Genomic DNA, 15,730 nt, shown 5'->3' on the forward strand with positions numbered 1-15,730 from the left:
CTCTTACCCGGCGACCAGTGCACACAGCGGCCCATGTGGCGAAGTGTGCCGAATCAGTGGGGCAGACACGTACTCCCTGTGACCAAGGGGGAGTAGGGGGAAGATGTGCGCAAGATAGTGCACCGCCATCTGGGCAAGGTGGTGGCCGGTGCGGGACTGGCGGTGGCGGGAACCGCCGTGATGGTCGGGATCACCCTGCCGGGCACGGCCGGGGCGGACGAGTCGGGAGGCGGCGGCGGAAACGGCGCGGTCGCCGCGCAGCAGGCCGGCCAGGGGCAGGACGCCGTCAGACCGGGGGTCGTGGAACAGTCGCCGGCCGAGGGAAAGAAGGGCACCGGCAGCGACCCGCTGACCGACGACGAGACCAGGCGCGTCGAACAACTCGCCCTGACCAAGCAGATGTTCAGCGCCGGGGAGAACGTCGAGGGCCGGCGCGGCCCGGAGCGGCTCAGCGTCGACCTCGCCGAGCCGGACGCGAACGAACTGGACGCGGCGAACGCGCCGCGCCGCGCGGACGTGACGTTCTACGACTACCGGGACGACACCCTCGTCACCCGGACCGTCAACCTCGACACCGGCAAGGTCGAGCAGACCACCAGCCGCAAGGGCGTCCAGCCGCCGCTCAGCCACGACGAGAACGTCGAGGCCCTCAAGCTGCTCGTCGCCGATCCGCTCGGCGCCGGCCTGAAGGCGGACTTCAAGGACGCCACGGGCACCGAACTGACCGACCCGGAGCAGCAGCTGCTGCTCAACAGCGCGGTCTACCGCGCCACCGAGGGCACCCGGCCCGCCGCGCTCGACGCGTGCGGCGAACACCGCTGTGTGCGGCTCTTCCCCAAGGTGAAGAACGGCCCGTGGATCGACGCCAGGTCGCTCGTCGTCGACCTGAGCGCGCGCAAGGTCGTGAAGCTCGGCGGCTGAGCCGGCTCCTCCGATCACCTTCCACCTGAACCTCCCGTACCAGGAGTCACTTCGTCATGCACGTGAACATGCGCGCGAGCACGCGCGTGCCCAGAATCCGCCATGCCCGCAGGACGGCCGCCGTGGGTCTCGCCGCGGCCGCGCTGGCCGCAGGTGCGACCACGGCGGCCGGACCCGCCGTCGCACAGCCGGGGCGGGCCGCCGCGGCCGCCGCCGACTGCTCCGCCGCGTACCGGATCGAGCAGAAGCTGTCCACCGGCACCACCTGGCGGATGTGCTGGCGCTACGACAGCAAGGCCGGACTGGTCCTGGAGCACATCTCCTACCAGCCCAAGGGCGAGTCGGCCCCCATCAAGGTGCTCTCCAGCGCCCGCCTCGCCCAGATCGACGTCCCCTACGACGACGGCAGCGTCGAGTACGACGACCTGACCGGCTTCGGCTTCGCCCAGGGCCTGATGCCGCTCGCCTCGGCCGAGTGCCCCGGCGGCACCATCAAGACCGTCAAGGTCCCCGACGCCTGGGACCCGGCGCACCCCGACGTCAACGGCCTGTGCACCACCACCCGTTCGCGCGGCCACGCGTACCGGATGCAGGCCGACACCGGCAACCGGGTGTACCAGCAGCAGGGCAAGGACCTGCTGGTCTACACCGTCAACAAGGTCGGCTGGTACGAGTACATGACCGAGTGGCGGTTCCAGGACGACGGCACGATCAACATGAACGTCGGTGCCACCGGCAGCCTCTCGCCGAGCGACTACGACGCCGGGGACGGCCGCGGCTGGCCGATCGGCAAGGGCGCCCACGCCTACGCCACCAGCCACGCGCACAACGTCTTCTGGAAGCTCGACTTCGACCTCGACGGCTCCTCCAAGAGCCGCATCGAGCAGTACGACTCGAAGGTCAGCGCTCCCGTGCACGGCCAGGAGGCGCCCACCGACAAGACCACCCGCACCGACGTCACCAAGGAACTCGCCGGCGACGCCGAGAACATGCGCTGGTGGCGCGTGGTCAGCACGGCCGGCAAGAACAAGGACGGGCACGCGCGGTCCTACGAGATCGTCCGGGGCGCCAGCAACACGTACCCGGGCCACGCCTTCACCTCGCACGACGTCTACTTCACCCAGTACGACAAGTGCGAGCAGTTCGCCAGCAACAACCCGGGCTGCGCGACCGGTCACCCCAGGACCGTCGACAAGTTCGTGAACGGGCAGACCCTCACCAACCCCGTGGTCTGGGTGAACGTCGGCTTCCACCACATCGCGCGCGACGAGGACCAGCAGCCGATGCCGGTCCACTGGCAGGGCTTCTCCATCGCCCCGCGGGACGTCACCGCTATGAATCCGCTCACGCCGGCCGCCCTCGCTGATCAGAACGGACAGCCCGGAAACGGTAGTTGAGAAACGACCTGTCCATCCGGCTGCACCGCCGACCACTCCCGGAGTACCCTTCCTTGATCGTTGGCATGGGGAGAGCTCGGGGGAGCGGAAGGCGGTGCACGGGTGGGCTCGGGAGGCCTGGAGCTGCCCCCTGGTGACGAGGGTCACGAGGGGAACTCCACAGACGTCCCGCCCGGCGCGGTGTCGCTGGCCCGGCCGATGGACGCCACGGGCTCCATCGGGCCGGAGCTGGAGTGGGACGCCGACGCCTGGCTGGAGGTGCGTACGCGCGCCCAGCGGGCCGGCCGCGCCTACATCTGGCTGAACCTCGTCGAACAGCGGATGCGCGCGGTCGTGGCCGCCGTGCTGCGGCCCATCTACGAACCCGTCCACGGCGACGAGTGGGTGGTCGCCGCGGCCGGTCCGGCCGGCCAGGAGTGGGTCCAGCGGGCGGTCGCGGTCCGCGAGGTCAGCCGCCGCAAGGGCTACCTGCTCGACCCCGCCGACGACAACGTGCTCAGCTTCCTCACCCTGCCTCAGCTGCGCGAGCTGATGGTGCAGCACTGGCCGTGCTTCGAGCCGTACTTCGACGAGCGCCGGGACGTCGAACTCGCCCTGGACGAGCTGGAGGTGACCCGCAACGTCGTCTCCCGCAACCGGGCGCTGTCCGGGGCCGTCCTCGACCAGGCCGAGCGCGCCTCCGCCCGGCTCCTGGAGATGCTCGGCGCGGGCGGCGACGTGCCCTCGGCGCGCCGGCTCCCCGTGGACGCCGTCGAGGACCTGGTCGGCGACCGGTACGCGGACGTCGTCGCCGTCCACCCCGACCGGGTCCGCCTCATGCGCCAGTTCCCGGCCGAGGACTTCTTCGGCGGCGCCCGCCGCCTGGACGCCATCGGCATCGGCCTCAACCTGCTCGTGCAGAACTTCTCCGGCCGCCGCCTGGTCCGCCTCGCCGAGACCGGCTGCCGGGTCCGGCTCCTCTTCCTCAACCCCGCCTCCAGCGCGGTCAAGCGCCGCGAACGCGAGCTCGGCATGAAACGGGGCGAACTGGCCCGCTCGGTCGAGATGAACATCCTCCACATGCGCCGGGTCCGCTCCCGGCTGCGCGACCCGGGCGCCTTCGAGATCCAGGTCTACGACGACACCCCCCGCTTCTCCGCCTACCTGGTGGACGGCGACGGCGCGGACGGTGTCGCCGTCGTCCAGTCCTATCTGCGCGGGGCACGCGGGATGGAGTCGCCCGTGCTGGTGCTCCGCAACGGCAGCAAGGTGGTCAAGTCGGACGACGTCCTGGAAACCGGGCTCTTCCCGACGTACCGCGAGGAGTTCGAGATGGCCTGGGCGGATTCGCGCCCGGTGTCCTGAGGCACACGCGGCGGTCGCGCGGCGCCAAGCGGAACGCGGTCCTCTGATTGTCAGTGGCGCATGCGAGGGTGGAGACCACTGGGGGAAAGCACCACCAATGAAGGGGGGCCGCCCATGGGCTGGCACCAGGAGCTCCTGATCGGCTTCGACCTGGAGACGACAGGTACGGATCCGCACGAGGCGCGGATCGTCACGGGGGCCGTGATCGAGGTCAGGGCCGGGCAGGAACTGGGCCGCCGCGAGTGGCTGGCGGATCCGGGCGTGGAGATCCCGGCCGACGCGGTGGCGGTGCACGGCATCAGCAACGAGCGGGCGGCGGCGGAGGGCGGACCGGCCGACCAGGTCGCCGACGCCCTCGCGGACGTCCTCACCGGCTACTGGAAGACCGGCGTCCCGGTCGTCGCCTACAACGCGACCTTCGACCTCACCCTGCTCTCGGCGGAACTGCGCCGCCACGGCCTGCCGTCCCTCTCCGACCGCCTCGGCGGCCTCGACCCGGCGCCGGTCATCGACCCGTACACCATCGACCGCTGGGTCGACCGCTACCGCCGCGGCAAGCGCAACCTGGAAGCGGTCTGCGCCGAGTACGGCATCACCCTCGCCGCCGCCCACAACGCCTCGGCCGACGCCCTCGCCGCGGCCCGCCTGGCCCGCGCGATAGCCGACCGCCACCCGAAGATCGCCGCCCTGGGCCCGGCGGAACTGCACCGGCGCCAGGTGGAGTGGTACGCGCAATGGGCGGCGGACTTCCAGCAGTTCCTGCGCCGCAAGGGAGAGGCGGACGCGGTGGTGGACGGGACCTGGCCGCTGCGGGAGCCGGTCGAAGCGGCTTGAGCGTTCCGCTCAGATCGAAACGCCGCGCTGCGTCGTTGTGCGTCCGCGGCGCCGTCGTGGCTGGTCGCGCCCACGCGGCGGTAGCCGCACATCCCATTCAGCCCCGCGCCCCTTGGGGACGCTCCTCAGCGGCCGCGGCTCAGAAGGGATACCACCGCACCGACTCGTCGCCCTCCCGCAGCGAGGCCACCCGCCGTTCGAACTCGGCCAGCGCCTTGGGGTTGCCCGGCGCGTGCTGCGCCACCCACGCACAGCTGGCCGTCTCCCGGGCTCCGCGCAGCACACCGCACCCCTCCCACTCGCGCACGTCCCACCCGTAGGCCTCGGTGAACGAGTCGTAGGCCTCGGCCGGCAGGCCGTACCGGTCCCGGGACAGCGCCATCACCACCAGGTCGTGCTCGCGCAGGTCCGACGAGAAGGTCTCCAGGTCGACCAGCACCGGGCCGTCCGGGCCGACGTGCACATTGCGGGGCAGCGCGTCCCCGTGGATCGGCCCGGGCGTCAGCCGGGGCGTCAGCGCGGCCGCGGCCACCGCGAAGCCGTCCCGGCGCTCCCGCAGATACGCCGCGTCGGCGGGGTCGATCGCGTCCCCGGCCAGCCGCAGCCAGCGCTCCACACCGCCCAGCAGCTCGCGGGGCGGCAACACGAAGGAAGGAGAGGGCAGTGCGTGCACGATCCGCAGCAGTCCGGCCAGATCGCGCGGCTCGGCCGGCCGGACCGGATCCGGCAGCCGGTGCCACACGGTCACCGGGTGCCCCTCGACGAGCAGTGCCTTCGGCTCGGCGGCCCGTACGGCCGGCACACCGGCCTCTGCCAGCCATCCGGCGATCTCCAGCTCGCGCCGGGCCCGGTCGAGGAGCTCGCGGTCCCGGCCCACCTTCACCACCAGTTCCCCGGCGGCGAACACCGCGTTCTCGCCCAGGGCGAGCAGCGAGGCGCCCTCCGCCGCACCGGGCAGCACACCCGCCGCGGCCAGTACCTCCCGCGCCCTTGCCTCGTCCATCGCCCGCCTCCGTGTCGTCCCCGGCGCCCGCGCGCCCTCGACTGCGCGGGTGCACACGGCGTCGTCTTCTCGCCATCCGGCGGTCAGTCTCGCATCCACGGAGGCCGGACCGGGTGCGCGGTGCCTTGACGGGACAATCCGCTTCCAAGACAAGGCAGCGCCTCTTTTGTGCGGGACCGGTCGGGCCCGGTCACCAGTGGCCGACGCTGTCCTGGTAGAGGCGGACGCTGGATGGGCCGGCGGGCAGGTCCCGTGACCACAGCACGGTCAGAGCGACCCCGCCCGCCAGTTGCGGCACTCCGTTCTTCAGCCGGAAGCCGCGTCGGGTGTAGTCGAGAGGGGCAGCGCCTCGCGCTTCTGCTTCCACCTGGGCATTCCGGCCCGGCGTGCCATGGGGAGCCGGTCCCTGATGTCCTTGACCGCCCTGGCGCGGGACTTGCCGAAGTCTCGGATGATCTGTCGCTGCGGTACCGAACTGCCCTCGCGCAGCCACAGGTTTGCCTTACGCGCCTCGGTCAGCATCTTGTCGAGCTGCGCCGGACCGCACGTCCGGTTGTCCCCCGTGGCCTGGTTGTGCAAATGCACAGCCTTGGACTTGGCCACACACCCGTTCCACACCCACCGGCATCGATCCCACTCCGCCGTCAGGACTCTGCGGGCCGTAAACGGCATACGCAGCCGAAACGTCCATCTCGTTCGATGAACTTCGTCGCAGGCTGAAGAAAGACGGCAACCTGGTGCTGGCCCGTTACCGGCGCTGCGGGCCCGCCCCCACGGAGAAGGGTCCGTTGCTCCCAGGCGGAGACCAACGGACCCTGTGCCGAAGAGTGTTGCTCAGACGGGCAGGCGGGGCTTCTCGTCTCGCGCTACCGCCGGTGCCCCTGCCTCCGGCGACTCGTCGTGCGTCAGGTCCGGCAGCCACCGCAGCCAGCTGGGCAGGTACCAGTTGCGTTCGCCCAGCAGCGCCATGACCGCCGGGAGCAGGACGCCCCGGATGACGGTCGCGTCGATGAGGACGGCGGCCGCCAGGCCCACGCCCATCTGCTTCATGGACTGCATGGACAGCGTGCCGAAGATCGCGAACACCGCGACCATGATGACGGCGGCGCTGGTGACGACCCCGGCCGTGGTGACCACACCGTGCTGGATGGCGTCCCTGGTGGACCGGCCGCGCAGGTGGGCCTCACGGATCCGGGAGACGACGAACACGTGGTAGTCCATGGACAGGCCGAACAGGATCACGAAGAGGAACAGCGGCAGCCAGGTGACGATCGCGCCGACCCCCTCCGCGCCCACCAGTGAGGCGCCCCAGCCGTGCTGGAAGACGGCGACGAGGATGCCGTAGGCGGCGCCGACCGACAGCAGGTTGAGCAGGATCGAGGTGATCGCGACCGTCAGCGAGCGGAAGGACAGCAGCATCAGGAGGAAGGCGAAGACGACGACGAAGGCGAAGACCGGGACGACCGAGCCGAGAAGCTGGTCGTTGAAGTCCTGGTTGCCCGCGACGTTGCCGGTCACCGGCGCCTGCACGCCGTCGACCCTGCCGAGCGTGGCCGGCCGTACCTCGTCGCGCAGCTTCCGCAGGCTCTTGGCGGCCTTGTCCATGTCGGAGCCGCCGACCAGCGGCACGGAGACCAGGGCGACGTTCTGGGCGTCGTGCAGTCTGATCTCGACCGGGCCGCGCGAGGCGCCCGAGCTGATCGCCCGCTCCTTGAAGTCGGTCAGGGCCTGCCTGACCTCGGGCGCGTTGATGTCCTTCGCCCTGACGACCACCTCGGCCGGCTCGGAGCCGCCCGGGAAGGCCTGGTTGAGGCGGTCGTAGGTCTGCACGATCGGCAGCGAGTTCCCGAACTCCTGGTCCAGGGTGAGCTGTGAGGTCTTCATGCCGAGGGCGGGCGCGGCCACCGCGAGCAGGGCGCCCACCGCGACCACCACGGAGACAAGCGGCTTGGCGAGCACGCCCCGCAGCACGGCCGTCCACAAGCGGCTCTCGGACGGCCCGTGACCCCGCCCGCGGCGGCGCAGGAAGGGGATACGGCCCTTCTCGACCCGCCGGCCCAGCAGCGAGAGCAGCGCGGGCAGGACTGTCACGGAGCCGACCATGGCGACCGCGACGACCATCAGGGAGGCCAGGCCCATCGCCTCGAACTCGGCGAGACCCGTGAAGAGCATGCCCGCCATCGCCACGCACACCGTGACCCCGGAGACGATGATCGCCCGGCCGCTGGTGGCGGCGGCGATCCGGAGCGCGGCGCCCGCGTCCCGGCCGGCCTCCCGCTCCTCGCGCTCCCGGCGCAGGTAGAACAGGCAGTAGTCGACGCCCACCGCCATGCCGACCAGCAGCATCACCGAGTTGGCGGTGTCGCTCATCGGCTGCAGATGGCTGACCAGGCCCATCAGGCCCATCGTCGCCATGATCGCGGTGATCGCCAGCCCTACCGGCAGCAGCGCGGCCACCAGCGCGCCGAACGCGATCAGCAGGATGCCGAAGGCCACCGGCACGGCGGAGTACTCGGCCCGCTGGAAGTCCTTGCCGAAGGCGTCGTCGTACTGCTTGTTCATGCTGGCGCCGCCGATCTCCTCGATCCGCAGCGTGCCGTGCGCCTTCTGCACCCCGGCCACCGCGTCCAGCACCGGGCCGACCCGGTCGCCGGCGGTGTCGGAGTCGCCGCGCATGTCGAACCGGACGAGCGCGCTGCGGCCGTCCTTCGAGATCGTCCCGGTGACGTACGGCGAGGTGACGTCCGTGACCTTGCCGGTGCCGTCGACGGCCTTCATGACGTCCGTGACGGCGGCCTTGAAGGCGGTGTCCGTGGCCTTGACCGACCCGTCCCGGGACTGGATCAGGACCGTCTCGCTCGCCGGTTCCTTGATGCCCGCGTCGTCGATGATCTTCGCTGCGGTGTGGGTCTCGCCCTTGAGCTGATCGCTCTTGTCGACGTCGACCCGGCCGGCCGCCGAGCCGAGCCCCATGGCCAGGACGACGAACAGCACCCATATGCCGACGGCGGCCCAGCGGTGCCGGGCGCTCCAGCCGCCGGCCCGGGCGGCCAGCCCCCGCACCCGCGTCTCTCCGTTCCCCATGACGGGATCCATGACGGGAATGCCCCCTCGTGTGCGGTGACGGCCCCGGCCGCCACGGTCTGTTCACGACTTCCTTCGTTCGATTCGAAGGTATGGGCCGGATAAGACCGACTCCTCGTGCTGTCCGGTGAAGTCCGCCGCTCGCCTCTCGTCGCCCAGGAGGATGTCGGGCCCTTACATCTATCCACCCATCTCGGGGGTGATGATCAGGGGTGTCCCTTCCGACGACGCGGATCCTCTTTGTGATTGCGAAACCTTGTTGAACAAGTCACAGGTGCGTGTAGGAGTTGATCCGGACCCTTCTGATCGGCCAGAGTTTCCGGCAGTCCGGCTCGCCCGGCTCGGCCGTCGTGCCGGCCCCCACGAGGCACGACGGCCGTTCTAAGGTGTTCGAATGACGACGTATGCGGCGCTGCTGCGCGGGATCAACGTGGGCGGCAACAAGAAGCTCCCGATGGCCGAACTGCGCACGCTGATGACCGGCCTGGGGTACGGCTCCGTGGCGACCTACCTGCAGAGCGGCCAGGCCGTCTTCACCGCCGCCCGGGGGGACGCGGAGTCCCTGGCGGCGGAGCTGGCCAAGGCGATCGAGGAGCGGTTCGGCTTCCTGGTCGGCGTGCTCGTCCGTGACCACGCCTACCTGAAGGCGGTCGTGGACGCCTGCCCGTTCCCGGCCGCCGACCTGGCGGCCAAGCAGTTGCACGTCACCTACCTCTCCGAGCCGGTGGCCCCGGAGCGCTACGCCGACATCGACCCCGCCGCCCACCTTCCTGAGGAGTTCCGCCTGGGCGACCGCGCGCTGTACCTCTACGCCCCGGACGGCCTCGGCCGCTCCAAGCTCGCGGAGGCGCTGTCCCGGACCCGGATCCACAAGGGGATGATCGCCACCACCCGGAACTGGAACACGGTCGTCAAGCTGGTGGAGCTGACGGCCCCGGGAGCGTGACCTTCCGCAGACCGTGGAAGGGGGGCAGGCAGTTGGCCATGCCGTGCCCCTTGCCTCTGCCCCTGTCCCAGGGGCAGAGGCAGAAGCAGAGGCAGAGGCAACGCCTGTGCGAGGCTCGTCGCATGCGCTACATCATCATCGGAGCAGGGGCCGTCGGCGGTGCGATCGGCGGGCGGCTGGCCGGCGCGGGACACGAGGTCGTCCTGGTGGCACGGGGCGCGCACCACGCGGCGCTGCGGGACGGCGGACTGCGGCTGAAGGTGCCGGACGGCGAGTACACGTATCGGCTGCGGGCCGTCACCGGCCCCGGGGAACTGGGCGAGCTGCGCGCGGACGACATACTCGTCCTCGCCGTCAAGACCCAGGACACCGTGACCGCCCTGCATGCCTGGGGACCGGCCCCGGTCGCGGGCGGCGGCACCGCGGCGGAGCGGCTGCCCCTGTTCTGCGCCCAGAACGGCGTGGAGGGCCAGCGTCTCGCCCTGCGCGTCTTCCGGCACGTCTACGGCGTCTGCGTCTGGCTGCCGTCGACCTTCGTGGAACCGGGCGTCGTCTCCGCCGGCGGTGCCCCGCTCACCGGCATGCTGCACCTGGGCCGCCATCCGCACGGCACCGACAGGACCGCGCGGCTGGTCGCCGCCGACCTGGAGAAGTCGCACTTCGAGGCGCCGGTCGTGCCCGACGTGGCGCGCTGGCAGTACGCCAAGCTGCTGTCCAACCTCGGCAACGCGCTGGAGGCCGTCGCCGGGCCCATCGCCGACGGCGAGGCCATGGCTCTCTTCCGGAGGGTGCGCGCCGAGGGCGAGGCCGTGCTCGACGCCGCCGGGATCGCGTACGCGAGCGTCGAGGAGCAGCGGGCGCTGCGCGGCCACAAGGTGGACCTGGTCCCGCTGGCGGGCGCCCCGCGCGGCGGCGGCTCGTCCTGGCAGTCCCTCAGCCGGGGCACCGGCACCATCGAGGCCGACTACCTGAACGGTGAGATCGCCCTGCTGGGCCGCCTGCACGGCGTGCCGACCCCGCTCAACGACCTCCTGCAGCAGCTCGCCAACGCCTTCGCACGCGAGCGCCGGGCGCCCGGCTCGATGCCGGTCGGTGAACTCGCCCGCCTCGCCCGCCTCGCCGACGAGGCCGCCGCGACCGCCGCCCTCTGATCAACTGCCCAATAGGGACAAGTCGGTTGGGAACCTGAACCGCTAAAGCCGCTGGTGTGACACGTTCGCCGGACGCGGCGCTGAAGTAAGTGCCGACCACGGCGTGGCGCTCACGAGAGCCCGCCGCGGGCGGCTGTTCGCGGTCCGACGGACAGGGGAGCGCCGGACCGCGAACACCCGGCCCCTCGCTCAGGCCCCCAGGGCCGCCAGGGCCGGGGTGCGCGCCGCGTCGTACCGCTCCAGCAGCACCCGCGCCACCTCGGGTGCCGGGCCGAGCGCCTCGGCCAGCACGTCCGCCTGAGCCGCGCCCCGGGCGATCCGGTCGGGCAGGTGGCCGGGGGCGAGGACGTAGGGTGCCACCGCCACCCGGGCGCAGCCCAGCTCCCGCAGTTCCCGTACCGCGTCCTCGGTGCGGGGCAGGGACGCGGAGGCGAACGCGGGCCGCACGGCGCACCAGCCGGTGCCCCGCCACTCCCGCGCGAGACGCGTGATCACCGCGATCGCCTCCGGGTCGGAGGACCCCGCCGAGGCCAGTACGACCCCGGTCGAGGACTTGTCGGCGGGGGCCAGCCCCGCCTCGTACAGCCGCCGTTCCAGGGCCGACAGGAGCAGCGGGGAGGGGCCCAGCACCTCCGCCTGCCGGATGCGCAGCATCGAGGGCGCCTCCCGCAGTACGGCGGGGATGTCCGCCTTCGCGTGGAAGGCGCGGGTGAGCAGCAGGGGGAGGGCGACGACATCCCGCACGCCCTCCGCCGCGAGCGACTCCAGCACCCCGTGCGCGGACGGGACGTTGAAGTCCAGGAAGCCGGTCTCCACGCGCAGCCCCGGCCGCAGCGACCGTACCCGCCGTACCAGGGCGTGCACGGTCGCGGCATGCCGCGGATCACGGCTGCCGTGGGCGATCACCACGAGGACGGGGCGGACCGGCTTGCGGTACATGGGCCTCAGCTCTTCACCAGCAGACCGCGGCTGCGCAGCACCCACCGCTCCAGCGGACTGAAGATCAGCAGGTCGATCGCGATGCCGACGAACAGGATCAGGATGATGGCCTCGAACACCATCGCCATGTCGCTGGCGGTGCGGGCGTTCTCCAGGAGCTGGCCGAGGCCCACACCCAGATCCGGGAAGCTCGCGATGATCTCCGCCGCCATCAGCGAACGCCACGAGAACGCCCAGCCCTGCTTCAGGCCCGCCACATAGCCGGGCATGGCCGCCGGCAGCACCACGTGCCAGATGCCCTTGACGCCGGTCGCGCCCATGGTGCGTCCGGCCCGCAGGAACAGCGGCGGCACCTGGTCGACGCCGGACACCAGGCCGTTGGCTATGGAGGGGACCGCGCCGAGCAGGATCACGGCGTACATCATCGAGTTGTTCAGCCCGAGCCAGATCACGGCCGGCGGCACCCATGCCACCGACGGCAGCGACTGCAGGCCGGACAGGACCGGGCCGATCGCGGCCCGCACGAATCTGACCCGCGCCACCAGCAGACCCAGCGGGGTGCCGATGACGAGCGCGAAGAGGAAGCCCAGCAGACCGCGTGAGACGCTGGTCCAGATGTAGCCGAGCAGGTCGCCCTTGAGCCAGGCGTCCTTGAACGCGTCGCCCACCGCGGCCGGCGAGGGCAGCTTGGACGGGTCGTCGACGGCCGGGACCAGGAGCGTCCAGGCCACGAGGACCACGGCGAGCGCGATGATCGGCGGCAGGATCTTGCCGGTGAAGGTCTGGCGGAAGGTCGGGCGGCTGGTGGCCGTCGTCTCCAGGGCGTCGAGGCCGGCCTCGACACTTCCGGCGTCCCTGGCCGGCGTCGTCTCAGTGCTGGCCATGGCGGCGGATCTCCCCACGCAGTACATCGGTGATCTCGAGGGACAGTTCGGCGACGGGCGCGTCCTCGATGCGGCGCGGCTGCGGGATGCCGACCTCCCACTCGCGGGCGATCCGGCCCGGCCGGGACGACAGCAGGATCACCCGCTGGGCGAGCCGTACCGCCTCGCGCACGTTGTGCGTGACGAAGAGGACGGACAGCCCGGTCTCCTCCCAGATCCGGGTCAGCTCGTCGTGCAGCACGTCCCGGGTGATGGCGTCCAGGGCCGAGAACGGCTCGTCCATCAGCAGCAGTCTGCTCTCCTGGGCGAGCGAGCGGGCCAGGGCGGCCCGCTGGCGCATACCGCCGGACAGTTCGTGGACGCGCTTGCCGTGCGCGCCCTTCAGCCGGACCAGTTCGAGCAGCTCCTCGGCCTTGTCCCGGCGGTCGTTCTTGGGAACTCCCCTGAGTTTGAGGGCGAGTTCGATGTTCTTGCCCGCGGTCAGCCACGGGAAGAGGGCGTGCTCCTGGAACATCAGGGCGGGCCGCCCGTCCGTCGCGATGGTGCCCGAGGTGGGCCGGTCCAGCCCCGCCACCAGGTTCAGCAGCGTGGACTTGCCGCAGCCCGAGGCCCCCAGGAGGGTGACGAACTCGCCCGGCGCGACATCGAGGGTGATGTCGTCCAGGACGAGCTGCCGCCCGCCCGGAGCCGCGAAGGACTTCGAGACGTGCTCAAGACGTGCCGCGTACTCGACCGCCTGGTCGGCCTCGGCGAGTGTCGTGGTCGTGGCCATGGTCGTCACCTCCTGGGATCTCGTCGGGACCTGGGTCAGCTGCTGCCGAGACCCGCGGCGCTGACCGTGCTCTCGCCCTCGGCCTTCAGCACCTTGTTGAGGATCGTCAGGTCGTAGATGTTCTTGAGCAGCGGGTCGGTGAGCAGGCCGGCCTTGACGGCGTGCTGGGCCTCCGTGTTGAGGGTGGCGGCCAGCGGGTCGTCGGTGAACGCGACGGACGACCAGGCCGAGTTCAGGACCTCGTCGGACAGCGCCTTGCCGGAGTCGACCGCCAGCTGCTTGTTGGCCGAGGCCTTCGCCGCGTCCGGGTTGGCGTTGATCCACTTGTTGGTCTCGACCGAGCCCTTGAGGACGGCCTCGACGACCTTCGGGTGCTCCTTGAGGAACTTCTGCGACACGACGATGTTCGTGATCACGAACTTCTTGTCGGGCCACAGCGAGGACTCGTCGAGCAGCACCTTCGCGCCCTCGGCGACCAGCTTGGACGCGGTCGGCTCCGGCACCCAGGCACCGTCGACGGAGCCCGCCTTGTAGGCGTCCGGGGTGATCTTGTTGTCGGTGCGGACGACCGTGACGTCACCCTTGCCGCTCTGCGCGTCGACCTTCCAGCCCCGGTCGGCTATCCAGTTGAGGAACGCCACGTCCTGCGTGTTGCCCAGCTGCGGGGTCGCGATCTTCTTGCCCTTGACGTCCGCCAGCGTCTTGATCTTCTTCGGGTTGACGACCAGCTTCACGCCGCCGGACGCCGAACCGCCGATGATCTTCAGGTCGGTGCCGTTGGACTTGGTGTAGCCGTTGATGGCCGGCGAGGGGCCGATCCAGCCGATGTCGATGGAGCCCGAGTTGAGCGCCTCGATCTCGGAGGGGCCCGCGTTGAAGACGGCGTACTCGGCCTTGGTGGCGCCGAGCTCCTTCTGGAAGAAGCCCTTCTGGTTGCCGACCAGGGCGGTCGCGTGGGTCAGGTTGCCGAAGTAGCCGATCTTGACGGTGTCGAGGCCGTCGATCTTCTTGGCCCCGGCGGCGACCTTGGCGGTGTCGCTCTTGTCGGAGGCCGACCCGTACCCGCAGGCGGCGAGCGTGAGCAGGGGGAGCGCGGCGAGCACGGCCATACCGCGGCGAAGTCGGGAATGGGGCAGGTTGGCAGGCACGGGAGGGTTTCCTCTCGTTGGCCCGGCGGTCACGGCCTCTCAGGTCGTGGCCGGGAGGTCGGCAGGTCTTCGTCGTATCCGGGACGTCGGGTGGGGGGACAGGGCGCGCAGGCAGTGCGCGTACGTCATCCCGCACATCGCGCCACCCCGCCCTGCCCGCTCCCGAGAGCACCGCTGCCGACGCGGCCGCCCTCCTTCGCGAACGTCGAGTAGACGTCGGTCGTCGTCATGTCAGAAGTCCCAGCCGTCGTCTTCGGCCTCGTCCTTGACCGGCTCGGGGGAGGCGAACGACTCGCCGACCATGCCCGCGGTGAGCGTGGTCCCGTCGGCGGGGTCGATCAGGATGAACGAGCCGGTGCGCCGTGAGTCGGCGTAGGAGTCGACCGGCAGCGGCTCGGCGGTACGGATCTTCACCCGGCCGATGTCGTTGGCGACGAGCTGTCCCGGGTGCGGGTGCAGGGACAGGTCGTCGAGGGTGAGACGGGACGGGATGTCCTTGACGACCGCCTTGACCGTGCGGGTGCCGTGCTTGAGGAGCACCCGGTGGCCGACGGTCAGCGGCTGGTCGGCCACGTGGCAGACGGTCGCCTCGACGTCCTGGGTGGTCGCCGGGGCGTCCTTCGTCGGGACGATCAGGTCGCCGCGCGAGACGTCGATGTCGTCCGTGAGCAGGATGGTCACCGACTGGGTGGTCCAGGCCGTGTCGACCGGCTCACCGAGCAGGTCGATGCCGGAGATCGTCGTGGTCCGGCCGGACGGCAGGACCGTGACCGCCTCGCCGACGTGGAACGTGCCGGCCGCGATCTGGCCGGCGTAGCCCCGGTAGTCCGGGTGCTCGGCGGTCTGCGGGCGGATCACGTACTGCACGGGCAGCCGGGCGTGGCAGTGCGCCAGGTCGTGGCTGACCGGGACGCTCTCCAGGTGCTCCAGGACGGTCGGGCCGCCGTACCAGTCCATGTGCGCGGACGGCTCCACGACGTTGTCGCCGACGAGCGCCGAGATCGGGATCGCGGTGACCTCGGGGACGCCCAGCTCGGTCGCGTACGCCGTGAACTCCTCGGCGATCCCCGCGAAGATCGGCTCCTGGTAGCTGACCAGGTCCATCTTGTTGACGGCGAGGACGACGTGCGGGACCCGGAGCAGGGCCGCGATCGCGGCATGGCGGCGGGTCTGCTCGACGACCCCGTTGCGGGCGTCGACCAGGATCACGGTCAGCTCGGCGGTGGAGGCGCCGGTGACCATGTTGCGGGTGTACTGCACGTGGCCGGGGGTGTCGGCGAGGATGAAGCGGCGCTTCGGGGTGGCGA

13 protein-coding genes and 1 pseudogene are annotated in these 15,730 nt (G+C 71.2%); 6 read left to right on the forward strand and 8 right to left on the reverse strand.

Annotated elements, in window-relative coordinates; all coding sequences use genetic code 11:
• Window positions 1–105: 105 nt before the first annotated feature.
• From AB0P24_RS29400 to AB0P24_RS29415, 4 genes are all read left to right on the forward strand, one after another.
• On the forward strand, window positions 106–921 hold the full coding sequence (locus tag AB0P24_RS29400) for a Tat pathway signal sequence domain protein (RefSeq protein ID WP_365799182.1): 816 nt from the start codon (window positions 106–108) through the stop codon (window positions 919–921).
• A 56-nt stretch (window positions 922–977) separates the two neighbouring features.
• Window positions 978–2,318, forward strand: a complete 1,341-nt coding sequence (locus AB0P24_RS29405) for a copper amine oxidase (RefSeq protein ID WP_365799184.1) — start codon at window positions 978–980, stop codon at window positions 2,316–2,318.
• Between the two features lie 102 nt (window positions 2,319–2,420).
• Window positions 2,421–3,662 (forward strand): SAV2148 family HEPN domain-containing protein, encoded by a 1,242-nt coding sequence (locus tag AB0P24_RS29410; RefSeq protein WP_365799186.1) that lies wholly within the window; start codon window positions 2,421–2,423, stop codon window positions 3,660–3,662.
• Window positions 3,663–3,776: 114 nt separating this feature from the next.
• On the forward strand, window positions 3,777–4,496 hold the full coding sequence (locus AB0P24_RS29415; RefSeq protein WP_365799188.1) for a 3'-5' exonuclease: 720 nt from the start codon (window positions 3,777–3,779) through the stop codon (window positions 4,494–4,496).
• Between the two features lie 139 nt (window positions 4,497–4,635).
• Here the strand turns inward: AB0P24_RS29415 and AB0P24_RS29420 are convergent, their stop codons facing one another.
• The 3 genes and pseudogenes from AB0P24_RS29420 to AB0P24_RS29430 all read right to left on the reverse strand — a co-directional run bounded on the left by AB0P24_RS29420 (window position 4,636) and on the right by AB0P24_RS29430 (window position 8,583).
• Entirely contained in the window at window positions 4,636–5,499 is an 864-nt protein-coding gene (locus tag AB0P24_RS29420) for an aminoglycoside phosphotransferase family protein (protein ID WP_365799190.1), read from the reverse strand.
• Between the two features lie 193 nt (window positions 5,500–5,692).
• Window positions 5,693–6,171, reverse strand: a pseudogene (locus AB0P24_RS29425) (RNA-guided endonuclease TnpB family protein); the annotation flags it as partial.
• Between the two features lie 162 nt (window positions 6,172–6,333).
• Entirely contained in the window at window positions 6,334–8,583 is a 2,250-nt protein-coding gene (locus AB0P24_RS29430; protein WP_365799192.1) for an MMPL family transporter, read from the reverse strand.
• 394 nt (window positions 8,584–8,977) lie between these two features.
• Here AB0P24_RS29430 and AB0P24_RS29435 point away from each other — a divergent pair, with 394 nt between their 5' ends.
• Both AB0P24_RS29435 and AB0P24_RS29440 read left to right on the forward strand, forming a co-directional pair.
• Window positions 8,978–9,529, forward strand: coding sequence for a DUF1697 domain-containing protein (locus AB0P24_RS29435; protein ID WP_365799194.1), 552 nt, complete (start codon window positions 8,978–8,980; stop codon window positions 9,527–9,529).
• A gap of 122 nt (window positions 9,530–9,651) precedes the next feature.
• Window positions 9,652–10,680, forward strand: coding sequence for a 2-dehydropantoate 2-reductase N-terminal domain-containing protein (locus AB0P24_RS29440; protein ID WP_365799196.1), 1,029 nt, complete (start codon window positions 9,652–9,654; stop codon window positions 10,678–10,680).
• Between the two features lie 189 nt (window positions 10,681–10,869).
• Here AB0P24_RS29440 and AB0P24_RS29445 read toward each other — a convergent pair whose 3' ends face one another.
• The 5 genes from AB0P24_RS29445 to AB0P24_RS29465 form a co-directional block, all read right to left on the reverse strand.
• Window positions 10,870–11,619 (reverse strand): sirohydrochlorin chelatase, encoded by a 750-nt coding sequence (locus AB0P24_RS29445; protein WP_365799198.1) that lies wholly within the window; start codon window positions 11,617–11,619, stop codon window positions 10,870–10,872.
• Window positions 11,620–11,624: 5 nt separating this feature from the next.
• Window positions 11,625–12,503, reverse strand: coding sequence for an ABC transporter permease (locus AB0P24_RS29450; RefSeq protein WP_365799200.1), 879 nt, complete (start codon window positions 12,501–12,503; stop codon window positions 11,625–11,627).
• The gene (locus tag AB0P24_RS29455) at window positions 12,490–13,275 is read right to left on the reverse strand and encodes an ABC transporter ATP-binding protein (RefSeq protein ID WP_365799202.1); all 786 of its coding nucleotides are present in this window, start codon (window positions 13,273–13,275) and stop codon (window positions 12,490–12,492) included. Before AB0P24_RS29455 ends, AB0P24_RS29450 begins: the two co-directional genes overlap by 14 nt.
• A 35-nt stretch (window positions 13,276–13,310) precedes the next feature.
• The gene (locus AB0P24_RS29460; protein ID WP_365799204.1) at window positions 13,311–14,423 is read right to left on the reverse strand and encodes an aliphatic sulfonate ABC transporter substrate-binding protein; all 1,113 of its coding nucleotides are present in this window, start codon (window positions 14,421–14,423) and stop codon (window positions 13,311–13,313) included.
• Between the two features lie 231 nt (window positions 14,424–14,654).
• Window positions 14,655–15,730: GTP-binding protein (locus AB0P24_RS29465; protein WP_365799206.1), on the reverse strand; the 1,076-nt coding region annotated here is incomplete at its 5' end.

Origin of the sequence: Streptomyces sp. NPDC086519, from assembly GCF_040686075.1 — a bacterium.
In the GTDB taxonomy this organism is placed as follows: domain Bacteria; phylum Actinomycetota; class Actinomycetes; order Streptomycetales; family Streptomycetaceae; genus Streptomyces; species Streptomyces shenzhenensis.